This is a genomic window from Peijinzhouia sedimentorum (genome assembly GCF_049340005.1).
Taxonomy (GTDB): domain Bacteria; phylum Bacteroidota; class Bacteroidia; order Cytophagales; family Cyclobacteriaceae; genus CAXBDP01.
In genome coordinates this window covers 285,309-307,864 of sequence record NZ_JBMPIY010000003.1, presented here as the reverse complement: position 1 = coordinate 307,864, position 22,556 = coordinate 285,309, and the positions used below count along the sequence as shown (strand labels likewise).

The following is a 22,556-nucleotide window of genomic DNA, read 5'->3' as shown; positions in this document are numbered from 1 at the left end:
CAAAAATAATTTAAAAGAGGTACATAATCTTGCCTAAAAATGCCATTGGAACCATAAGTAAAACACAAAAATCAGCGGGAGGTTGAAAAGGAATTGCTGAGCTCTATTGCCAACTCAGAAAAATAGGCACCATTATTTGGTCCATACCAATTCATAATACGAGTTTCATAGCTATCCAATTCGTAATGAACATCTTTGGTAATATAGCCAATGTAGCCACCATTGAAACTGCTAATCATTCCATTAAATCCTTTTGCTTGCCAATGTTGCTCAATTGGCGCAACTAATTCACCTGAAAAGTCGCAAGGAAAACCCAACAATAAATTGTTGCCAATAAGCAATCCTGAAATTCTTGTTTCATAATCACCAAATAGCTGCTTGAAAACCCAAGGTCTTATTCGCCAATTTTGGCTAATTCTGGCTTGCGGCTCTCCCAAGTATAGCGGAGCGTTGATTATTCCCAATTCTCTTTGGTATTGTGGCTCCATCGAAGCTAATGATCCGCGAATTTTTCCTCCAAGTCCTAATACCATATAGCCAATTTGCTCTTGATTAGGCAATTCATCTGCTGCAGGTCCATGACTGCCAACAGCTCCAGCCATATAACTTACCATATCGTAGCCAAAACTTTTGACATAAGCGCTGAGTGGGGTTGGATAGTCGCCATGCAAGTGCATTTCATCCGCTCCATAGCAAGTGGCATGAGCAGCATAGCTATAAATTACTGCGCTCTTTTCATCCTCCCGCTTTAACTCAATCATCCTAACATATGGATCGATGCTTCCTTCCTCTCCTACCAATCTATTGACTACATATTCCGAAGCCTCAATTTTTGCAAAGGCAATTTTGGTCTTCACCAAATCATTTTCGGCCAATTGAACAGCTAATCTAAATTGCTCGCTAAGAAATTTTATCACCTCAGGTTTGTATTCCCCTGCAAACTTATCCCCCGTAAAACCTGGAGCCCAAGCTCCGATACTACCATGCGTATGCGTTGCTGTGAGATAAACATATTGGATGTTCCATTCTATTTCCGGCAAATCAGCTTCCAGTGCTAAAGTCAATTCTGGTGGGATAATCAATAAATCGGCACTTAGCAATGCGGCTTTCGTCGTACCATTATCAAAAACAAAAGCTCTAACCCAGAGTGTGTCCTTGATACCTTCATACAGAGCCCCCTCTCTATCGCCATAGCCAGCCATTGCCGTTTGGAATGGTGGAATAATTGGTACCTGTGCCCAACCAGCTTTCAAAGTATCACCATCTAATTGCAGATTCGAGAAAGCAGATAACTCATCCAATGTTGCTTGATAATGTGGTTTCTGGCTGTAGTGCTCTCTATCTACTGGTTGGATAAAGACAAAAGTGATTGCTAATAGCAAAAAGATAATTATGGCCAAAATTTTAAGCAGCTTTTTCATTGCAAGCAGATACTTGGTCGATTAGAAATGAGCTGTTGCTTTAAGCAATTCTGCTCCAGATTGTGAATGCACTGCATAGGTAAAGCCTTTTTGGATGGCATATCCACCATATTCTCCATTTGGATTGAGGGCTATAAAACCAACTTGCAGTTCAGGTGATTCAGGGTTTTTGCGAATAATACGCTCTACTACTTCTTTGCAAGCTTCCATTGGCTTGGCTCCTTGGCGCATCAGTTCTACCACAATAGCACTACCTGCATTTCGGATTACCTCCTCGCCAAGTCCAGTTGCTGTAGCGGCACCCGCTTCCTGGTCTACAAACAAACCTGCACCAATTATTGGGCTATCGCCAACCCTCCCGCGCATTTTATAGGCGGCGCCACTTGTAGTACATGCGCCAGATAGATGTCCATTTGCATCTATTGCCAACATGCCAATAGTGTCATGATTTTCTACATTTATCTTAGGCTTATATTCTTGATTTTCGAGCCATTTTTCCCATGCTCTTTTGCCATCTTCAGTTAATAAATTCACCTCCTCAAAACCCATTTCTCTAGCAAACTTTAGCGCACCTTCACCCACTAACATTATATGAGGCGTATTTTCCATTACCTTGCGAGCCACTGAAATGGGATGGACAATATTTTCCAAAAATGCTACCGAACCGCAACCACCTTTATGATCCATAATGCAAGCATCGAGGGTTACAAAGCCATCTCGATCGGGTGAGCCGCCAATGCCTACAGTAGTATTTTTAATATCGGCTTCGGTTATCCGCACGCCAGCTTCCACTGCATCGAGAGCAGAACCTCCCGCTTCTAAAGTTCGCCATGCTTCGGCATTTGCTGCTAAGCCAGCATCCCAAGTGGAGATCACAAGAGGTTTATTTGATTCATTTGAAGCAATTGGTTCAGCTGAATTAGAATTTTCAGTTTGACAGGAATTTAACCCGACCAAGCCTATACTGCTAAGCGCAGCACTTCCTAGCAGACTCTTTTTGATAAATACTCGACGGTTATTCAATTGGCTCATGGTATAGTTGGATAATAATTTCTAAAGTAAGAAAAAATGTCTGAATTAGGGTTCTGTTAACTATTGAAGAATAATTTGATAGAGACTAAAGGACTGTTTATGGGAAAAAAAAGCGGGAGGGTGATCAATACCATTCCCAATTACCCGTAGTAGAACATTAGGCTATATTTTGCTGAAAAAATGATTGATTGAGGAATACAAATCACAGTTAAAATAATCACTAAAACATAGTAGGAGGTGCAATTAATCGCATCTCCCATGATCAAATCAATCACAATTTCTACAAAACCCCAACGCTGTAGAGACAGGATATGCTCTGTCTCTACCTTCTCACATCTACACGCTTTTGCCAAACGAACCTATCCCAAAACAGGTAAACTCTACTTTTTTAACAACATTTGCTTCTAATTAAATAAGTGCACTAGGGAAGACGAGATTAATCCTATTTCCAATACTTTGATACAAAATCTAAATGTTTGGCTAATTTTATAATACATTCACTTTTGCATCTTCACTGAATAACGAATAATGGCAAAGCATCCCTTCAAGAAAAAAATTCATCTTTTTATATCAAATAGGCGATCTTCACCAATTTTCAAGTCTCTCTTCAATCTTGCCAAAAAGTATATCTCAATTTACGAAAACAGAAATAATGACCATAATACCAATGGCGAATTACGGGTAATCAAAATTCTCTCGAAGCATAATCCAAAAATCGTTTTTGATGTTGGTGCGAATGTGGGCGATTGGTCGATCCTTGCGTCAAACAAATTTCCCAATGCAAGTATTCATTCTTTTGAGCCTATTCCAGCAACTTTCCAAAAACTTAATGCGAGAGTATCTCCAAACAAATACGTCCATTTAAACAACTTCGGGTTGTCTGATAAAACACAGTCTTTAGAGTTCAACTACTTTCCAGATCGCTCTACATTTACCAGTATATATGATATAAAATTAGAAAATACGCTTGTTCAGAAAGTTCTTTGCCGCCTAAGAAATAGCAAAGAATATTGTCTTGAAGCGAATATTCAAGAGATTGATTTCCTTAAAATCGATACAGAAGGCTCCGACTATCTAGTATTAAAAGGCCTAGAAGAATATTTACAACAACACAAGATTCGGGTCATTCAATTCGAATACAACCTAAATAATATCTTATCCAAATTCCTACTTAGGGACTTCTATGAATTGTTAAATAAGTATGGATATCAGATCGGAAAAATTTATCCCAAGTCTGTAGAATTCAAACCCTACAATATTGAAATGGAAGACTTCATCGGTCTCAATTACCTAGCCGTCCATAAATCTGATAAGGGGCTGATCGAAGAACTTAGATAGAAAGGATGAATAGAGGTTATGAGATATGGGTTGAGAGGGAAAACTATTGATGGTTGATGAGAAAAAGAGACAATCAATGAATCACCCCGATTTCCCTTCAACTCAAAACCCTTCTCCTTCAACCCGACTCACAAGCTCATTATCTCTTTAAATTTGATTGTTTGTCTGCGGGAGACTTCTACCTCTTGACCTCCTTTAAGGTATATTTTTAAACTGCCGCTAAACCAAGGCTCGATACGTTCGACCCATTTTAGGTTAATGATCTGTTGTCGGTTGGCTCTAAAAAATACTTTGTCGTCTAGTCTAGATTCTAAGTAATTCAAGGTGCGTGGAATCATTGGCTTTGAACTATCGAAATAAATAGTAGTATAGTTGCCATTGACCTCAAATAAACGAACGGTAGATAACTGCACGAACCAGCACTTATCGCCGTCCTTTACAAAAACCTGATCGTTGAGTCCAAGCAGCTCTTGATTCTCTGTGCGAGATTCAACTTCTTTCTCTCTTTGTAGAACCTTACTAATCGTCGCAGCTAATCTTTGCTTTTCGATAGGCTTTACCAAATAATCCAACGCATTAAAATCATAGGCTTTGAGAGCATATTCATCATAAGCGGTGGTGAATATCACATCTGGCACTTTGTCGAGACTTTCAAGTAACTGAAAGCCGTCCTTTCCAGGCATTTGAATATCTAAGAAAAGTAAGGCAGGTTTTAGCGAATCGATTTTCTCTATGGCTTCTTCTGCATCGCCAGCCTCACCTACAATCTGAATCTTATCGTAATCCTTTAATAATCTTCTTAGTTCGTTACGAGCAAGTCTGCTATCGTCAATGATTAGTGCTTTCATAGGTTTGTTGTTATGCTGCAATTACAGCAAATTACACATTTAAAGGTACAGTAAATTTGGCAGTTACATTATTGTCGCTTGAGTTTTTTACACTCAAATTGCTCCGCTTGCCAAATAGTATTTGTAATCGTTCGGTTGCATTTTTCAACCCAATACCTGCGCCATTAACGCTGGTTTTAAGCTGTCCAGTATTTTTTACTTCCACCACCATTTCCCCATCTAGCCTTTTTGCATTAATGTGAATTTCTCCTCCCGCCTTTATCAAGGCCAAACTATGTTTTACAGCATTCTCCACTAATAGCTGTATTACCATTGGCGGTATTTTCACATCCATACAGTCTTCGTCTGCATCAATACTGTAATTCATTCTTTCCTCAAATTGGATGGACTCCAAGTCCAAATAGTTTTTTACCACTTCCAATTCTCTACGCAAAGTCACCGTTTCTTGGTTGCTAAAATGTATTGCATATCTAAGCAAGTCTGACAAATGCGTGATCATGTCACGTGCTTTTTCGGCGTCCTCTACAATTAAGGAGCGGATATTATTAAGGCTATTGAATATAAAATGTGGGTTTATTTGTGCTTTGAGCGCCATTAATTCTGCGTCTTTTACTGCGGCTTCTAGTTTCCATTTCTCTACTTCAGTTTGCTTATACTGGCTAAAAAAATGATAACTGAAATATATAAGTGACCAACCAAAAATAGTGATGGCATAGTTTATTGTCATCAATAAGATACTCAGAATAGTAGAAAAACCCGCTGATTTGGAAGTTTCGACTGTGTCAACTTCACCTCCATCCAGTATGTATAAATTGAATGGAATCGTAATAAACGCCCAAATTAAACCAATTACAGCACTTGCGATTACAACCTTAAGCACTAACTTACCTATGGAGAGCGATTTCCAATTTTGATGATGGATAAGAGAGCGAAATAAGTGAGAAAGCGAAAAACCTACTGCAACCAAAAAGAAATTGAGTAGAGCACTTTGCTTAAAATCAAGAATGGAAAGAAATATTATTTGATTGAGGATGAAATAAATACCCCAACCAAAACCTTGTAAAGCCCAGTATGCTTTGCTGTGCGAAATTTTCGGTGTTTCTGTTGTCATGCCTAATTTCTACAAAGTTGCTCCCTATTTTTGAATATACAAACCTCCTTGAACTAGTGGAAAAAGCGGCTGTTTAGCGGATATTTTAACGATTGACAAAATATTTTTAAAGTTTAATAAATTTTATATCGAACATAATACATGGTACGAATTACCGTTTAAGCTGTACTTGTAGTATATTTTGGCTTTTAGAACGTTTTGCAATAATTTGTCGTTTTTTAGGTTATTCAATTATTGCCGTATATTTCGGCCTATTTCAATAAGGATTTTCATATGCGAAGTATCCAAAGATTTTATTCTTTAGCTCTTATTCTTGCCGCATCGGCGAGTTTAAGTTCTTGTTTTTTAAGCGCCGGCAAAAATCCCGATGCCCAAAGTCCTGGAAGCTTTAGTACAGTTACTGGCTTAGGGTACAATGATACTGATGGTTTCCAAGTGCCAGAAATTGCCGATATGCCTGTAGGTCCCAACTTGGTATTTATCGAAGGCGGCCGTACAGTACTCGGTTCTCTTGAGGAGGATATCCTCTACAGTAGAGATAATATCGAAAGAACGGTGACTGTAAACTCATTCTTTATGGATGAAACAGAAGTTGCCAATATTCACTGGAACGAATACTTGTTCTATCTCAAAAGAGATTCAGTATTCGAAGTGTATGAGGCCGCTTTGCCAGATACTCTTGTTTGGGCAAGTGAGTTTTCCTTTAACGATTCCTACGTAGAGTATTACCTTCGTCATGCTGGATTCAGATACTATCCAGTAGTTGGCGTAAGCTGGGCACAAGCAAATGACTATTGCATCTGGAGAACGCAAGCCGTAAACAGAATGGTTGCCGATGGAGCAGGGCTAATTGTGCGGGAGGCTGAAGGCGAGTATATCGATAGAATGGATCTATTGGCTCGTGGTATAGCGCTACCATCTTACAGACTACCAAACGAAGCCGAATGGGAATACGCAGCTAAAGGCATGATCGGCACACAGTTCGACGATGAAATGCAAATGCATCAACGACTATACCCTTGGGATGGCAGGGGCTTAAGAAACCCTTATGGCAAAAATACACAAGGGATGTTCCTCGCTAATTTCAAACGTGGCCGTGGTGACTATGCTGGTATTGCAGGTGCGCCAAATGATGGTGCTACTATTACAGAAGAAATATACTCTTACATTCCAAATGACTTTGGCTTATACAATATGGCTGGAAATGTGAATGAATGGGTATTTGACGTGTATAGACCACTTTCATTCGAAGATTTCTCGGATTTGAACCCAGTGCGTAGAAGCGGATATCAAGATGAGGAAAGTAATTATGATAGCGAAGGCTATAATTCGCTGATTACGGATGAAATAAGAGTATATAAAGGTGGATCATGGGCAGATATTGCTTATTGGTTATCTCCAGGTACAAGACGATATATGACTCAAGATAGTAGTACTGCTACTATTGGTTTCCGTGCTGCGATGATTGCTCCAGGTAGATAATCTAAAACTCAACAATATTTGAAAAAGCGACTTAGCAATAGGTCGCTTTTTTCTTTTGGTGATGAACGGTCCAGCTTGCCGTCATTCCGAGAAAATTAAATTTACCACGCTTTTGCAAATTATGCTCATGAGTCACCCGTTCACCAGAAAATTTTTTGCTCTAGCCAAAGGAGCATGCTCCCTTGATTTCTCCAAAGCTGGCGCGAGCGTGTCGCTCCTATCCCTCAGGAACAATTAAAATGCAAAACATTAAAAACCAACTATTTAAGTCCTCAAAATCCAAACCTTCCATCACTGCGCCACCGCGACAACAGCTACATATATCTCATGTGGATTACCTTTCTTCAAACATTGAATACAAGCTTCCATTGTAGCCCCAGTAGTCAATACATCATCAATCAGCAAAATGCTGCTGCCATTTACTAGCTTTGGTTCAGTAAGTTCAAAGATGCTCTCCACATTTTGCCATCGCTCCAATCGTGATTTCTTGGTTTGAGTATCCGAAGGCTTAATTCTACGAATCAAATCTGGCTTCATTTCAGTATTGGAAACTTCTGCAATCCCCTGCCCGAAACATGCACTTTGATTAAAGCCTCTTTGACGTAATTTGGCTTTGTGCAAAGGAACAGGAACTATAAAATCTATGCCTGGCCAATGATTGGATTCGATAAGCCTCGTGGCTAGCCATTCACCCATCATATTTCCAATTGTCTGCTGGCCTTTATACTTCAGTTCATGCAGTAGCGATTGGGTAATTCCCTTTTTATGGAACTTCAATAAGGAATACGCATCTGTTGGACGGTTTTCGAACACGAATCGCTCTAATATTACCTCCCGCTCTTTTTCATTGTTGCTTGAATATGGTAGCTGAATTCGGCAAATGGTACAAAGGTGTTTTTCACCATCTACCAAGCTTTCGTTGCAATGAACACAGCAATCCGGAAAAAATAATGAAATAAATTCATTGATCATGTGCCTCCAAATTGAATTCCCGACTAATAATTGGTGTAACTTTGACCATTAATTTACAAAAAATGAGCATAGTAAACGACTTTAATGCCTACAGGGCAGAGATGAACGAAAAAATCCTTGGAGAGGATAATAAAGTTATCAAGCGATTTTTCAACCTAGATACCAATGCATTCCAAGCAGGACATTTGGATGTGGAAACGAAGGAAATGCTTGGTCTTTCATGTTCAATGGTGCTTCGCTGCGATGATTGTATTCGCTACCATTTGGGCAAATGTTTTGAAATTGGCTTGAACAGAGATAAACTTTTTGAGGTTTTCAGTATTGCTACTTTAATTGGCGGTAGTATAGTAATTCCACACCTGCGCAGAGCCGTGGAATACTGGGAAGCACTAGAGCAGGAAAAAAATGACTTACAGTAAAGATTTAGAAACAGAACGTAAATGGGTAAGACTCCTTAAGCATTTGGAGGAGCAAATCGGTAAACGACCGAAAGATTTAAATGCTGTGTTGTTTCTGATTGGTGTGCAAGAATTGGGTGCTGGTACCCGCACATTTAGCAAAGAAGAAAAGCAGGATTTGATGCATATTGCAATATGTAAAGTGCTGAGCTACTCAGGATTTTATGAACTGGAAGGCTTAGACAAAGAAGGATGGCCACATTGGAAAGCCGTCAAAATATTGCCTAGATTTGACTTGCTAGAGCAGGAAAAGCTCTTGAAAATGCATATACTTGAGTATTTTGAAAAAGAACTAGAACTGACTTTTTGATGAAGATTTGTACGTACAATGTGAACGGCATTAGAGCCGCTATTAACAAAGGATTTCTTGATTGGCTTAAACAAGAAAATCCGGATGTAATTTGCTTACAAGAAGTAAAAGCGCTTGAATCACAAGTAGATATAAGCCAATTTACCGATCTTGGATATTTTGTAAATTGGTTTCCAGCCGAGAAAAAAGGCTACAGCGGAGTAGCACTGCTAAGCAAAACCAAGCCTGACCATATTGTCCATGGAATGGATCATAGCTTTTACGATGCAGAAGGCAGAATACTTCGAGCAGACTTTGGTGATTTGTCCATAATGAGTACTTATATACCATCAGGAAGCAGTGGCGATGTGAGACAAGATATTAAAATGACGTTTTTGGATGACTTCTTAGGCTACACACAAGACTTGCGAAGAGAAAGGCCAAAACTGATCATCAGCGGCGATTATAATATTTGCCATAAGCCAATAGATATCCACAATCCAGTATCTAATAAGAACTCCAGCGGCTTTCTTCCAGAGGAGCGAGAATGGCTTAGTAAATTTATTGATTCGGGATTTGTAGATACTTTTAGGCATTTCAATGAGAACCCACATCAATATACTTGGTGGAGCTATAGAGCCAATGCAAGGGCGAAAAACCTAGGTTGGCGAATCGATTATAATATGGCAACTTCTAACTTGACAGACCAACTTAAAACCGCTCATATACAAGCTGATGCTTTTCACTCCGATCATTGCCCTCTTTTCCTCGAAATAAACTAAATTAACCCTTTTCTAACAACCTGATAATCAAAGCAACGTTGTTTAAGAGTGATATGAGGGAAAACGGCAACAACATCAAGCAGCAATTAAGAGAGTACAAAAAAAAGTACTACCTGAATATTCTTATCAAAGGAGTGATTTTTTCATTGCTTTGGATTAGTATTACCTTCTTGGCAGCCAATAGTATAGAGTTTCTTTTGAGATTAAATTCTGCGGGCAGAGCAATGCTTTTTGTGGCGCTTATTGGTGTTTTTGCTTTTAGTATGATTCAGTGGGTGTTGAAACCAATCATCGTTCTCTTTAATAATAAACAGCAAATTTCAGATGAAGAGGCTGCGAAGCAAATAGGTCAATATTTTCCGGAAGTGAAGGACAAATTGCTAAATGTGCTTCAACTTTCAAGCCTTCCAAATGCCTCGGAAGCTTTGATCAAAGCTGGTATCGAGCAAAAGACTAAGGAAATTAGCTACGTCCCATTCAGCAGCGCAATAGATCTCAAAATTAACCTTCGCTATCTCCGTTTATTAGCCATTCCATTTTTAGCCATCGGGCTTATTCTTATCGTATTCCCTGCCTTCGTTACGGAATCTACCTCCCGTATTGTTCAGTATAGCAAGGAGTTTATACCTGAAGCTCCTTTCCGCTTCTTTATGGTGAATGAAAATTTAGAAGCTTTTAAAAACGAGGATTTTACAGTAGAGCTAAATTTGGATGGAAATGCCGTTCCTGACCAAGCATATCTTATTGTAAATGAGCGTCGTATAAAAATGAGCTCTACAGGAGCCAAAAGCTATCAGCATACATTTACAAGGGTTCAAGACAATTTTAAATTCCGATTTGAAGCTGCGGGATTTGAGTCGCAGAGCTATGAATTAGAAGTAATTAGAAGGCCCTCTCTTGGCTTAATGGAAATAAGCCTTTTATACCCAAAGTACATAGGCAAAGAATCAGAAACCTTCAAAAATAGTGGAAATCTAAAGGTGCCTGAAGGAACAGATGTAGTTTGGAATTTGGAGACAGGCGAAACAGATTCACTTACTTTCACATTCGATAGTGATAAGCAAAGCAAATATGCAGAGAAAGAAGGCAGAGAGAATTTCCTTTTTAGCAAAAAAATGCGAAATAATGATCGATACAGTATCGAGTTAAAAAATGATAAAGCGGCAAATGCAGATCCTATTCAGTATAGAATAGAGGTAATAAAAGATCAATTCCCTGATCTAAGCATTCAGCAATATGTAGATACAACCTTGTATTCATTTATCGTATTTGGTGGCAGCGTTTCTGATGATTATGGACTTACATCGCTCAAATTGAAGTATAAAAAGGAGCGGGAGGAAAATTACACATCTGTCGATATTCCCATCAATACTACTCAAAAAGATCAAAACCTCTATTATCAATTCGATACAGATTCGCTCAACTTGAGTGAAGGTAGCAAGCTCGAATACTACTTGGAGGCTTATGACAATGATGGCGTAAATGGCATTAAAAGCACGAAAACGCCCGTATTTGTAATGAGTATTCCTGATAAAGCTGAAATAAAGGAAATCTTAGATCGTACAGCCGAGGGAACTCAAAATGAAACTGACAATGCTGCCAAAGAAGCCAAGGAAGTAAATGAAATGGTTGAAGAAATTGAGCGTCGCCTCAAAGGAAAACGCAATCTAGATTGGCAAGATCAGCAGGCAATTGAGCAATTGTTTGAAAAAAGACAAAGTCTTGATAATCAAATAGAAAAGATGCAAGAACAGGCCAAGGAAAATGAGCAAATGCTTGAAAGATTTGGGCCTGAAAATGAAAAACTTAGAGAAAAAATGGAGATGGTTCAAAAGCTCATGGATGAGGTTTTGGATGAAGAGACCAAAAAACTCTATGATGAATTGCGGAAACTTCTTGAAGAGAATAAAAATATTAATCAAGTTCAAAGTCTGATGAATCAGATTTCAGAAAAGGAAAAGAACTTAGAGAAGGAGCTTGACAGAACACTTGAATTATTCAAAAGACTGAAATATGAAATGAAGGCTGAAGAAGCGATTCAGTCGGCTGAGGAACTCGCTAAGAAACAAGAAGAACTAAAAGAAGAAACAGAGGCTGGAGAGAAAGCTGAAGAAGAGTTATTAAAAGAACAGCAAGACTTGAAGAAAGAATTTGAAAACTTGAAAGAGCAGCTGGATGAAATGAAGGAGTTCAATGAACAGCTGAAACAGCCGGATGACCTTAGCAATACTGAGGAACTCGAAGAGGAAATTGGTTCTGAAATGGAGCAAAGTGAACAAAAGCTCCAAAACAAGGATAAACAAGGCTCTCAGCAAAACCAGCAAAAAGCGAGTGAATCCCTACAAAAGCTAGCGCAATCTCTCACAGAAATGCAGGAATCCAATCAGATGGAAATGCAATCAGAGAATATTGCCAGTCTTAGAACAATTCTCAACAACCTTATCAAACTTTCATTTGAGCAGGAAACTTTACTTAAGGATTTCAAGGAAGTGCAATCAACCGATCCACGCTATATGGAATTGGCTGCCGTACAATTAGAATTGAAAACGAACTCCAAAGTATTACAAGATAGTTTGCAGGCACTATCCTCCCGCGTTTTCCAATTATCATCATTCATCAATAGAGAATTGACGGAACTTAACAGACATTTTGATGGCTCGCTAGAAGCTCTTAAGGAGCGTAGAACCAATCAATCAGTCGGTCGCCAAGAGTTTGCTATGACTTCCATGAATAATCTTGCACTCATGCTCGATGACCTTTTGAAGCAATTGCAAAACCCACCTAATGGTGGAGGCCAAGGAGGGCAATCAAATTCAAAAGGAAATAAAATGAGCCTTAGTGAATTGCAGAAACAACTGAGCGAACAAATAAATGAAATTAAGAAGAGTGGAATGGAAGGCCGACAACTTTCAGAGGAACTCGCCAAGATGGCTGCAGAGCAAGAAAAACTCCGTCGAATGATGCAAGAAATGCAAGGACAAACAATGGATGGTGAATTGGCTCAAGAAATTCAGGATATCATTAAGGAGATGGAGCAAAACGAAGTAGATTTGGTGAATAAAAATATAGGTGATGAACTCTTAGAAAGACAGAACCCATTGAATACCAGATTATTAGATGCAGAAAATGCAATGCGGGAGGATCAAACCGATGATGAAAGAAAAGGTGAAGAAGCGGGTGAGTATGAAAAACCAGCCCCGAAACTTTTCGAAGAATATTTGAGAGCAAAGGAGAAAGAAATTGAGCTACTAAGAACAATTCCTCCTAAATTGAATCCTTATTACAAAAATGAGGTAAATGAATATTTCAAAAGAATAAACAAGTAACGGTCTGTACATACATATGAATACTATTAAAATAGAAATACCCTCAATGATTGAAAACATTAGAATTATTGAGAGCTTCATCGATAATGCAAAAGAAAGATTTGAGCTAAACGATGATATCTATGGAAATATAATGATTGCCGTAACTGAGTCTGTAAGCAATGCGATAAAGCATGGCAATAAGAGCGACAAAGGAAAATCTGTGAATTTGAGCCTTACATTAAAAGACGATGTAATCAAATTTGTAATTGAAGACGAGGGAAAAGGATTTGACTATAATACATTACCAGACCCAACAGCCCCGGAAAATTTAGAAAAAACTGGTGGCCGTGGAATATTTTTAATGAAAAATCTAGCTGACGAAGTAACCTTTCAAAAAGACGGGAGAGTTGTTGAACTTAGTTTCTACTTATAAATTCCAACAAGATGGAGGAAACGCCCATTCATTTTCATACTGAAGACTACGAGTTCGAACTAGAAAATGAAGAAAGAACGGCCAAATGGCTTGAGGGAATTATCAATAATGAGAAATTCATCCTCATGGAATTGAATTACATTTTCTGTTCGGACGAATACCTTTTGAAGATCAACCAAGAATATTTAAACCACGACACCTTCACTGATATAATCACCTTCGACAATTCAGAATCTGAATTCGAAATCGAAGGAGATATTTTCATCAGTATTCCACGCATCATAGAAAATGCAAAGACTTTTGAAACCGAATTTGATCAGGAACTTCATAGAGTGTTGGTACATGGAGTACTTCACCTAATGGGACATGGAGACAAGACAGAAGAGGAGCAACAAAGGATGAGAAAAAGCGAGGACTACTATCTATCTTTGCGCTTATAAAATCAATGTTCCACGTGGAACGTTTGAAATTGAATAGAGGTTAAATAAAGTGTTTCACGTGGAACACTTTTCTTTTATAACGAGAATATGTTTTCAAAATACGATGTAATTGTGGTTGGTGCTGGGCATGCAGGCTGTGAAGCGGCACATGCAGCAGCTAAAATGGGTTCATCTGTTTTATTGGTAACGATGAACATGCAAACCATCGCACAGATGTCTTGCAATCCAGCTATGGGTGGGGTTGCAAAAGGCCAAATAGTGCGTGAAATTGATGCTCTAGGTGGAATGTCAGCAATTATCACAGATAAATCTGCCATACAGTTTCGCATGCTTAATAGATCTAAAGGCCCTGCAATGTGGAGCCCAAGAGCGCAAAGCGATAGAATGAAGTTTGCAGAGGAATGGAGATTGACCTTAGAACAAACTCCAAACCTTGATTTCTGGCAAGAAATGGTCACTGGAATCATTGTAAAGGATAATAAGGCATGTGGTGTAATTACCAGCTTAGGCATAGAAATAGAAGCCGAATCTGTGATTTTAACTAATGGAACCTTCCTAAATGGAATAATTCATATTGGGGAAAAGAAGATGGGTGGTGGCAGATCAGGTGAGAAAGCTGCAAAAGGAATCACAGAACAATTGGTTGAATTAGGCTTTGAAGCGGGTAGAATGAAAACTGGCACCCCACCCAGAGTGGATGGTAGAAGTCTCAATTATGAGCTCATGGAAGAACAGTTCGGAGATGAGAATCCTAGCAGGTTTTCCTATTCTAATCTATCAGAGCCACTGACTAAACAAAGGAGCTGCTACATTACCTACACTAATCCCGAAGTGCATGAAACACTCAAAACAGGCTTTGACAAATCACCAATGTTCAATGGCCGCATCCAAGGTTTAGGTCCAAGATATTGTCCATCAATTGAAGATAAAATCAATCGTTTTGCAGAAAGAGATAGACATCAAATATTTGTAGAGCCCGAAGGATGGGACACAGTAGAAGTATATGTAAACGGTTTTTCATCATCTCTACCAGAGGATATTCAGCTGAAAGCATTGCGTAAAATAACCGGATTTGAAAATGCCAAAATGTTCAGACCAGGATATGCTATCGAATATGATTACTTCCCACCAACACAATTGAAGCTAAGTTTGGAAACTAAGCTCGTAGAGAATCTATATTTCGCAGGTCAAATAAATGGAACTACTGGCTATGAAGAAGCCGCTTGCCAAGGATTAATGGCCGGAATAAATGCACATAGAAAAGTAAAATCCTTAGAACCAATCGTCCTCAAAAGATCTGATGCATATATTGGAGTACTTATAGATGATTTAATTAATAAAGGTACAGAGGAGCCATATCGTATGTTTACCTCCCGCGCAGAGTTCAGAATTCTATTGAGACAGGACAATGCAGATATCAGACTTACAGAATTAGGCCACCAAATTGGCTTAGCGAGTGATGAAAGATTAAATAAGCTAAATGAAAAGAAAAAGGGAATAGAATTGTTACAAAAAGACCTTTTGAAGCTAAAAGTGACTCCAGAAGAGGTTAACGCGCATTTAGAAGAGCTGAAAACTGCACCTATAAAGGAGAAAACTACACTATATAATTTACTAAAAAGACCAGAAATATCAATACAAAATCTATTAGATATATGCGAAAATATAAATTTAGATATAAATGAATTTAATATTGACGTGATAGAGCAAGTTGAGATAAGCGCGAAATACGAGAGCTATTTGGAAAAAGAAAGGACAATGGCCGAGAAAATGAGCTCGTTAGAGGATTTAAAAATTCCTTCACATTTTGATTACAATAAACTTGTAGCTTTATCATCTGAATCGAAAGAGAAGTTCAAATCCATAAAACCTGAAACGATTGGTCAAGCCTCCAGAATTAGCGGAGTAAAGCCAGCCGATATTTCCATCTTAATGGTTTACTTAGGAAGATAGCTATGTTCGAAAAAGTAGAGAGTTGCCCAGTATGTGAATCAAAGCTGAGCGATAATTTAATTATATGTAAAGATCACACAGTATCGAAGGAGAGCTTCGCAATTTCGCGCTGTCGAAATTGCGGCTTCCTGTATACTAACCCTCGACCATCAGAACAAAGGCTTGGCAGTTATTACGAATCTGAAGATTATATCTCCCATAATAAGAAAAGTAACAGCTTAATAAATCGCATTTACAAAATCGCTAGAAAATTTACTGTACGCTCCAAAGTGACAATGATTAATAAATTCACAGCGAACAAAAACACCTTACTGGATATTGGTTGTGGAACAGGAGAATTTATCAATGAAGCTAAAAAGAATAAATGGCTTATTAATGCAGTAGAGCCTGGAACTCTTGCAAGGAAAAGTGCGGAAGAATTAAATGGCATTAGCATCTATGAAAACATCCAGCTGATAGAAAAAACGAAATTCGATGCCATTACTATGTTTCATGTATTGGAGCATGTTGCCGATCTGAATGGCACAATGAAAAAGGTACGAAAGCTCTTACATAAAGAAGGAAGTCTATTTATTGCCTTACCAAATAGCGCTTCTTGGGATTCTGTACACTATAAAAATGATTGGGCTGCCTTTGATGTCCCAAGACACTTATATCACTTCAATCAAGAAACAGCTGCTTTGCTTTTTAAGAAGCATAAATTAGAAGTTGTACAAACACTTCCTATGAAACTAGATGCATTTTACGTAAGCTTATTGAGCGAGAAACATGCTAAAGGTAAAATGAACTATTGGCAGGCTTTTTGGAATGGCTTGAAATCAAATAAATGGGCAAAGAATAATCAAAATAACTATTCAAGCCTTATATATGTACTGAAAAAGAGATAAGAAATCTCTTCCTCTTTTTATTTCCAAATGATTATGAAGTTTAACCTCCCGCTTCTTTTCTTTATCCTACTTGTATCTGCAGGCTGTGCAAATCAAACAACACCCACAGGTGGGCCAGAAGATATAGATCCACCTATTTTATTATCATCTGATCCAGAAGATCGTGAAGTAAATTTTACAGGAAAGACAATTACACTACGATTCAATGAATATATAAAAGAGGAAAAACTTAAGGAGCAATTAATCATTTCTCCATCTATTGATAATCCTTACACCACGAAAATAAATAGACAGCAATTCGAACTAGAATTCGAAAATGACCTTGATTCAGCTACTACCTTTACATTCAATTTTAGGGATGGAATTCAAGATATTACAGAAGACAATCCAGCTGAAGACTTAATATTAACCTTTTCAACTGGCCCATTTATAGATTCTCTAAATATCCAAGGTTCAGCGTATAATCTATTGACTGGAGATATTAAAAATGATTGGATTGCCGGTCTATATCTACCCTCAGATACTTTAAGCGCATACAATTCCAAACCTCGTTATTTTGCTAAAACTGATTCTTCTGGCAATTTTTCATTAAGAAACTTAACTCCAGGGGTGTATGAACTTTATGTTTGGGAAGACAAAAACTCAAACTTGCAAATCAATTCATTTGACGAAATACATGGCTACTATCCTGAACAATTAAATATTGATCAAGATATGGTTGGATTTACGATACCACTTGTTCTAAACTTTTCCGATTCATTGCAACTAGTATCTGCCAGACCAATTGGTAAATCATTCTTAATAAGAATGAATAAGCCATTTATAGACTATTCGTTAACACCTACAGATACCACTATAAATATATATTCAATAGATCAGCGGGAGGATTATTCAATAAAGGTATTTAATACTTTTCCTGAATTAGGAGCTGATAGTATTTTTGTCAACTTTACAACCACAGACAGCTTGGGATTAGAGGTCAATAAAGATTTATATATCAAATTCACAGAGTCAAATGCAGCAAAAGAAACATTAGGCTATACTATGATCCCAACACTACCCTCTAAAGTTGCTAAAAATGATAAATTTGAGATCACCTTTACAAAACCTATGTTAGAGCTAAAAGCAGATTCAATCTCAACAATGATTGATTCTGTATTCACATATTATCAAGCAGAAGATATACTTGAGTTTAATGAAAAAAGAACAAGAGCTCAAATAAAGCTAAATCTAGACACCTTGAATGAAGGTGAAAAATTACAGCTCATAATTCCTGAAGGATCCTATGCTTCCGTAGAAAATGATACGTTAGAAAGGATTCTAGCGACATACGAAATCAAAACAGCTAGAGATTTTGGAACCATCAAAGGAACAATTTCAAATACAAATGGGAAAGATTTTTGGGTACAATTGCTAAACTCTCAAAATAGAGTTGTAAATGAACTTAAGAACACAGCTCAATACGCTTTCAATCTTGTTTCCCCTGGAGACTATAAAATTCGCGTTTTGGTAGATTCCAATAAGGATGGAGTATGGAGCAAAGGAAATGGACAAATACTAGAAGCACCTGAGCCTGCTTTTCTATATAAAAAGGCTAATCCCGAAGAAGGAGAAAATCCATATATTATAACGCTTAGAGCAAACTGGGAAGTGACAGATATAAACGTCACAATTAAGGATTAGCTCTGTGGATAAACTGTTAGCAACTATGGAAAATTTGTGATTTGGAGTTGATAGATTTCACTAGAATACCCGTTTACTAGACCTTCTATACTTATAAGCATAAATCGACCATTCAAACAGGATTTACCAACATTGAAATGATGTCAACATGTATTCAACAATTATCAACACATTTGAACATTTATTTTTAGTAACTTCGATTTCAAGCATTTAGAAGTGGGTAAAATGTGAATAAGAAAAAGTTATAGACATTTTATTAAAATAAGCGTTAATAACTTACAGTTTCAAGACTTATCAACAAATCCACATGACTAGTAATAGTTATCTTTTACTTTTAAAAAAATAAACAATGATTGTTGCCTTGTGGATAAACGTGCAATGAAAAAATTATTCCTCATATTTTTAACTTTCGTCTCCTTCCAGGTTTTCGCTCAAGACAACCAAAATATCACCTTGGCTTATGAATACTACAATCAAGGTGATCGAGAAAAGGCATTGGAGATGTTTGACAAACTTTCGGCGAATCCAGCAAACATTCCTTTTATCCACGAGCGTTACCTGGAATTGATGCTTGGCAATTTGGAATATGAAAAAGCCGAAAAGTATCTGGTAAAGCAAAAGAATGCTAATCCCGACAATCATCAATATTGGATAGATCTTGGTTCCCTTTATTATCAGCAGAATCAAGAAGATAAAATGGAGGCAATTTTTAATGAGCTAATCCTAGTTGTCCAGCAAGATCAAAACAGAACTCGTTTTGTAGCTACCACACTCTACAATGCCAATTTCAGTAAATTCGCCATCCAAACTTACCTATCATCGCGTGAGGCAATCAATTCTGATAGAGCGTATGCAATGGATTTGGCTACGCTCTACCGCCTTACCAATCAAAAGGAATTGATGATTGAAGAGTATTTCAATTTTCTAAAAGGAAATCCTGTAAATCTCAACTTTGTAAAAGACCAATTACAGAATAGCCTTACCGAAGAAGAAGATCTACCAAAATTCAGATCTTGGCTTATAGGCAAAATTCAAGAAGATCCGAACGATCCCAATTATCCTGAAATGCTAATTTGGGTGAATGTGCAAATGAAAGATTTCACTCAAGCTTTTATCCAAGCTCGTGCATTCGACCGTCGTTTTCAAAAGGAAGATTCCAAAGTTTTCGAAACGGGTGTGATTGCCTACCAAAATGAAGAATATGAACATGCAGAGAAATTCTTCCAGTTTTATGTAGATGAATTTACCTCCAAGCAAAATTACTTGATGGCCAGATTATACCTAATCCAGTCTAAAGAGAATTCGATCAAAAATAAATTTCCAGTAGCTACCAATCAGCTTAAGAGTTTAATGGCTGATTACAACCAATTAATCAAGGAAATTGGCTACAATAATATAAGCTTTGAAGCTATGATCAATAAGTCCAAGCTCCATGCTTATTACCTAGATGAATTGGATAGCGCGATTTACTTTTTAGAACAAGTATTACGTTTCGAATCCGCTTCCAAAAACATAACAGCCAAAGCCAAAATAGAATTGGGAGACATACTTGTAATTCATGGAGAACCGTGGGAATCATCCTTGCTTTATTCGCAAGTAGAAAAAGCAAATAGAAGTGAGAATATCGGTTTCGAAGCAAAACTGAAAAATGCCAAACTCTCATTCTACAGAGGAGATTTCGAACTTTCTAAAAGTCACCTAGACATATTGAAAGAAGCCACCACCCGCGAGATTGCAAACGATGCCTTAGATTTGAGTCTGCTTATTAGCGACAACATGGATTATGATTCTACCTATGCAGCGCTAAATATTTATTCCAAAGCAGATTTGGCCTATTTCTCCAATCAAAAGGACAGGTCATTACATTTATTGGATAGTTTACTGGAAGCCTATCCAAATCACCCAATCGAAGATGAGAGCTATCTATTGAAAAGTAAAATTCTACTCGAAAGAGGAGATTTCGAAAACGCTATTCTAAATCTCAATTCAATTCTTGATTTATATCCCGACGATATTTTGGCAGACGACGCCCTGTTTCAATTGGGGAAAATCTATGAGGAGCAATTAGAGGATTACACCAAAGCAATGGAGACCTATCAGCGATTTTTACGCGATTATCCTTCAAGTCTTTATGTAGAGGATGTCCGCCGCAGATTTAGATTTTTGCGTGGTGATACGAATACCTCCTTATAAGCGCGTACAATCAGTACAAAATTTGGCAAACAATTAATAATTATTAAGTCTTATTTTATAAATTGAAGACTTAATGAAATTATTATGAATCCAAGTAGACTCTTTGATCTCCTTACCTTACAAAAAGAAAACTATAACTTAGACCACGCAATTTCTGCCAAGCAAGATGGCAAATGGGTGCATTATTCTACAGATGATGTAATCCACATTGTTAATGAAATGAGTCTTGGCCTGCAGCAAATAGGAATTGGTAAAGAAGATAAAGTTGCCATTATCTCCGACAATCGTCCTGAATGGAATTTCATTGATTTGGCGGTACAGCAAATTGGTGCCATTAGTGTGCCCATGTATCCTACTATTACGGTAGATGACTACAATTATATTTTCAACCATTCTGAAACCAAACTTGTATTTGTTGGAAATGAAGAGCTGTATAAAAAAGCAAATGAAGGCGCCAAAGGCTGTAATATTCAAGATATATACACTTTCGATAATGTTTCAGGAGCCAAAAATTGGCGGGAGGTTTTAGATCTCGGCAAAGGAAAAGATATAAGTGCATTGGAAGCTATTAAGGCAACTATCAATCCTGAAGAACTGATGACCATCATCTATACTTCGGGCACCACAGGCCGGCCAAAGGGCGTAATGCTTAGCCACACCAATGTATTTAGCAATACTGTTTCCGTCGCAGAGCGTGCTTCTATGGAGCCTAGAGTAGTGCCAGGACAGTCAAGAGCTATTAGCTTTTTGCCACTTTGCCATATTTATGAGCGCACCGGATTCTATTACTTCACATATTTGGGCATTAGCATTTACTATGCGGAAAACTTAGAGTCAATTGCTGCAAATATTCAAGAAATTAAGCCGCATTTATTCAATACCGTACCTCGACTATTAGAGAAAATATATGATAAAATAGTTTCTAAAGGCTATGAACTCACAGGAATTAAGAAAACACTCTTCTTTTGGGCTTTGAACTTAGGATTGAAATATGAACCCAATCAAAATCAAGGTTGGTGGTACAACAAGCAATTGGGCTTAGCTCGCAAAATAATCTTTAGTAAATGGCGGGAGGCATTGGGAGGCGAGATAGTTTCAATCAATTCTGGAGCTTCGGCACTTCAACCTCGTCTTGCAAGGGTATTTTGGGCAGCAGAAATCAAGATTTGCGAAGGTTATGGATTAACAGAAACTTCTCCAGTAGTTACTGCTTCCATTCCAACACACGAAGGAATCAGAATTGGATGTGTGGGTACTTTAGTAAAAGATGTAGAAGTTAAAATTGCTGATGATGGCGAAATCCTTGTAAAAGGTCCAAACGTAATGATGGGCTATTATAAGCAGCCTGAATTGACCGATGAAGTAATCAAAAACGGTTGGTTCCATACAGGGGATATCGGTACATTAATCGATGGTAAATATTTGAAAATCACGGATCGGAAAAAAGAGATGTTCAAAACCTCTGGTGGTAAATATCTTGCTCCTCAAGTGATGGAAAATAAATTCAAGGAAAGCATGTTTATCGATCAGCTTTGTGTGGTTGGTGATAATCGACGTTTTCCTTCAGCTTTGATTGTTCCTAACTTCGAAGCATTAAAAGATTGGTGCAAAAATCAAAATATACCTTATTCTACAGATGCAGAAATGATCAAAAATCAAAAGGTGATTGATCGCTATCAAGAGGCAGTGGACAAATACAACAAGCTATTTGGAAGTTGGGAGCAGATTAAGAAATTCACTTTGATGGATACTTCTTGGGGAATTGAGACTGGTGAACTGACGCCAACTATGAAATTGAAGAGACGAATTGTGGAAGATAAATACAATAGAGAAATTGAAGAAATGTATATATAGAAGCTCCTTAAATTGACAGGTAATTTAATAGTATTTGATTTGCCTTCGATAAATCTACGAGGTTTCTTTGTA

The 22,556-nt window shown here is 37.7% G+C and carries 18 protein-coding genes; 13 read left to right on the top strand and 5 right to left on the bottom strand.

The genetic code is table 11. The features are described 5' to 3' along the window. Positions 1 to 71 precede the first annotated feature (71 nt). Both ACOXY8_RS06910 and ACOXY8_RS06905 read right to left on the bottom strand, forming a co-directional pair. Positions 72 to 1,421, bottom strand: a complete 1,350-nt coding sequence (locus tag ACOXY8_RS06910) for a neutral/alkaline non-lysosomal ceramidase N-terminal domain-containing protein (protein ID WP_458330829.1) — start codon at positions 1,419 to 1,421, stop codon at positions 72 to 74. Between the two features lie 21 nt (positions 1,422 to 1,442). Then, positions 1,443 to 2,453, bottom strand: coding sequence for an isoaspartyl peptidase/L-asparaginase family protein (locus tag ACOXY8_RS06905; protein ID WP_458330828.1), 1,011 nt, complete (start codon positions 2,451 to 2,453; stop codon positions 1,443 to 1,445). Positions 2,454 to 2,981: 528 nt separating this feature from the next. On the opposite strand from ACOXY8_RS06905, the gene ACOXY8_RS06900 reads away from it, so the two are divergent. Then, positions 2,982 to 3,791 carry an FkbM family methyltransferase gene (locus ACOXY8_RS06900; protein WP_458330827.1) on the top strand — a complete coding sequence of 270 codons (810 nt, stop codon included), beginning with the start codon at positions 2,982 to 2,984 and terminating at the stop codon, positions 3,789 to 3,791. A gap of 128 nt (positions 3,792 to 3,919) precedes the next feature. Here the strand turns inward: ACOXY8_RS06900 and ACOXY8_RS06895 are convergent, their stop codons facing one another. After that, complete coding sequence (locus tag ACOXY8_RS06895; protein WP_458330826.1) at positions 3,920 to 4,639, bottom strand: LytR/AlgR family response regulator transcription factor; 720 nt, start codon at positions 4,637 to 4,639, stop codon at positions 3,920 to 3,922. A gap of 31 nt (positions 4,640 to 4,670) precedes the next feature. Then, a complete protein-coding gene (locus ACOXY8_RS06890) occupies positions 4,671 to 5,750 on the bottom strand; it encodes a sensor histidine kinase (RefSeq protein ID WP_458330825.1) in 1,080 nt (359 codons plus the stop codon). A 273-nt stretch (positions 5,751 to 6,023) separates the two neighbouring features. Here ACOXY8_RS06890 and gldJ point away from each other — a divergent pair, with 273 nt between their 5' ends. Then, the gene (gldJ, locus tag ACOXY8_RS06885; protein WP_458330824.1) at positions 6,024 to 7,232 is read left to right on the top strand and encodes a gliding motility lipoprotein GldJ; all 1,209 of its coding nucleotides are present in this window, start codon (positions 6,024 to 6,026) and stop codon (positions 7,230 to 7,232) included. 291 nt (positions 7,233 to 7,523) lie between these two features. Here gldJ and ACOXY8_RS06880 read toward each other — a convergent pair whose 3' ends face one another. Further along, positions 7,524 to 8,204 (bottom strand): ComF family protein, encoded by a 681-nt coding sequence (locus tag ACOXY8_RS06880; RefSeq protein WP_458330823.1) that lies wholly within the window; start codon positions 8,202 to 8,204, stop codon positions 7,524 to 7,526. Between the two features lie 62 nt (positions 8,205 to 8,266). Between ACOXY8_RS06880 and ACOXY8_RS06875 the strand changes: the two genes are divergently transcribed. The 11 genes from ACOXY8_RS06875 (at position 8,267) to ACOXY8_RS06825 (ending at position 22,484) form a co-directional block, all read left to right on the top strand. Then, positions 8,267 to 8,623 carry a carboxymuconolactone decarboxylase family protein gene (locus ACOXY8_RS06875; protein WP_458330822.1) on the top strand — a complete coding sequence of 119 codons (357 nt, stop codon included), beginning with the start codon at positions 8,267 to 8,269 and terminating at the stop codon, positions 8,621 to 8,623. Beyond that, positions 8,610 to 8,972 (top strand): hypothetical protein, encoded by a 363-nt coding sequence (locus ACOXY8_RS06870; RefSeq protein ID WP_458330821.1) that lies wholly within the window; start codon positions 8,610 to 8,612, stop codon positions 8,970 to 8,972. The genes ACOXY8_RS06875 and ACOXY8_RS06870 overlap by 14 nt, the downstream gene beginning before the upstream one ends. Further along, positions 8,972 to 9,733 (top strand): exodeoxyribonuclease III, encoded by a 762-nt coding sequence (locus tag ACOXY8_RS06865; protein ID WP_458330820.1) that lies wholly within the window; start codon positions 8,972 to 8,974, stop codon positions 9,731 to 9,733. Before ACOXY8_RS06870 ends, ACOXY8_RS06865 begins: the two co-directional genes overlap by 1 nt. 53 nt (positions 9,734 to 9,786) lie before the next feature. After that, entirely contained in the window at positions 9,787 to 13,059 is a 3,273-nt protein-coding gene (locus tag ACOXY8_RS06860) for a DUF4175 family protein (RefSeq protein WP_458330819.1), read from the top strand. Between the two features lie 16 nt (positions 13,060 to 13,075). Further along, on the top strand, positions 13,076 to 13,474 hold the full coding sequence (locus ACOXY8_RS06855) for an ATP-binding protein (RefSeq protein WP_458330818.1): 399 nt from the start codon (positions 13,076 to 13,078) through the stop codon (positions 13,472 to 13,474). An 11-nt stretch (positions 13,475 to 13,485) separates the two neighbouring features. After that, positions 13,486 to 13,914, top strand: coding sequence for an rRNA maturation RNase YbeY (ybeY, locus tag ACOXY8_RS06850; RefSeq protein ID WP_458330817.1), 429 nt, complete (start codon positions 13,486 to 13,488; stop codon positions 13,912 to 13,914). 87 nt (positions 13,915 to 14,001) lie between these two features. Then, entirely contained in the window at positions 14,002 to 15,867 is a 1,866-nt protein-coding gene (gene mnmG, locus ACOXY8_RS06845; RefSeq protein ID WP_458330816.1) for a tRNA uridine-5-carboxymethylaminomethyl(34) synthesis enzyme MnmG, read from the top strand. Positions 15,868 to 16,142: 275 nt separating this feature from the next. Then, positions 16,143 to 16,754, top strand: coding sequence for a class I SAM-dependent methyltransferase (locus ACOXY8_RS06840; protein WP_458330815.1), 612 nt, complete (start codon positions 16,143 to 16,145; stop codon positions 16,752 to 16,754). 33 nt (positions 16,755 to 16,787) lie between these two features. Further along, positions 16,788 to 18,437, top strand: a complete 1,650-nt coding sequence (locus ACOXY8_RS06835; protein WP_458330814.1) for an Ig-like domain-containing domain — start codon at positions 16,788 to 16,790, stop codon at positions 18,435 to 18,437. A gap of 378 nt (positions 18,438 to 18,815) precedes the next feature. Further along, positions 18,816 to 20,630, top strand: a complete 1,815-nt coding sequence (locus tag ACOXY8_RS06830; RefSeq protein WP_458330813.1) for a tetratricopeptide repeat protein — start codon at positions 18,816 to 18,818, stop codon at positions 20,628 to 20,630. Between the two features lie 84 nt (positions 20,631 to 20,714). Continuing rightward, positions 20,715 to 22,484, top strand: coding sequence for an AMP-dependent synthetase/ligase (locus ACOXY8_RS06825; protein WP_458330812.1), 1,770 nt, complete (start codon positions 20,715 to 20,717; stop codon positions 22,482 to 22,484). Positions 22,485 to 22,556 lie beyond the last annotated feature (72 nt).